The following is a 1,342-nucleotide window of genomic DNA, read 5'->3' on the forward strand; positions in this document are numbered from 1 at the left end:
AGCCCTACGGATCAGCTTTTTCTCTGGCTGGAAAAGCGGCAGCAGCCCATGCACGTGGGCGGTCTTCAGCTGTTCTCTTTTCCCGACGACGCACCGGATGATTACGTCGCACAGCTGGCCGACCGGCTCAGGCAGTACACGAAGGTGACTCCGCCGTTTAATCAGCGTCTGGATTACCGTTTCGGCCAGCCGGTCTGGGTGGAAGACGAGCACCTGGACCTGGAACACCACTTCCGCTTCGAGGCACTGCCGACACCCGGGCGGGTCAGGGAACTCTTGTCGTTTGTCTCGGCGGAACATTCCCACCTGATGGACCGGGAACGTCCGCTGTGGGAGTTTCATCTGATTGAAGGCCTGGGGGAACGGCAGTTTGCGGTGTATATCAAGGTGCACCATGCCCTGGTGGATGGTGTATCCGCAATGCGGATGGTCACCCAGATGCTCTGCCAGGACACCGGCGAGCGGGACATGCCGCCGATCTGGGCCATGCCACCACGCCCGGAGCGTGAGAAGGATGATGGCGGCCCCTCGCTATGGCGAAGCATTGGCCACCTGCTGGGTGAATCCGGGAAGCAACTGGGTACCGTGCCCACCGTCGCCCGGGAACTGCTGCGAACCATCAATAACGCCCGCAAAGACCCCGCGTACTCCTCCATATTCCACGCGCCCCGCAGCATTCTTAACCAGAAGATCACCGGCTCCCGACGCTTCGCCGCACAGTCCTATGACCTCAGCCGGATAAAGGCAGTGTGTAAAATCTACGGAACCACGGTGAATGATGTGGTGATGGCCATGTGCGCCACCGCGCTGCGCAGCTACCTGATGAACCAGGACGCCCTGCCGGAAAAGCCGCTGATCGCCATGGTGCCGGTGTCCCTGCGCAAGGATGACAGCTCCGGCGGCAACCAGGTCGGCGTTATCCTCGCCTCACTGCACACCGATGTCACCAGCCCGGTGACACGACTGATGCAGATCCATGAGGACGTGAAAGCCGCCAAGGACCGCTACGCCGACATGTCTGCGGAAGAAATCATCAACTACACCGCCCTGACCCTGGCGCCGGCGGCGTTCAATCTGCTCACCGGCATGGCACCGAAATGGCAGACCTTGAACGTGGTGATTTCCAACGTTCCCGGCCCGCGAGAGACTTGCTACTGGAACGGCGCCACGATGGACGGCATGTACCCGGTCTCCATCGCCATGGATCGCCTGGCCCTGAACATGACCCTGACCAGCTACGGCGACCAGGTGGAATTCGGCCTTATCGGCTGCCGCCGCACGCTACCCAGCCTGCAGCGGATGCTCGACTATCTGGAAGAGGCCCTGGTCGAACTGGAAACCG

At 61.4% G+C, this 1,342-nt stretch carries 1 protein-coding gene; it reads left to right on the top strand.

The features are described from left to right. A partial coding sequence (locus tag B2W52_RS04220) for a WS/DGAT/MGAT family O-acyltransferase (RefSeq protein WP_286801505.1) occupies window positions 1-1,342 on the top strand: 1,342 nt, incomplete at both ends.

Origin of the sequence: Marinobacter sp. UBA2498 (assembly GCF_002341575.1) — a bacterium.
Classification (GTDB): Bacteria; Pseudomonadota; Gammaproteobacteria; order Pseudomonadales; family Oleiphilaceae; genus Marinobacter; species Marinobacter manganoxydans.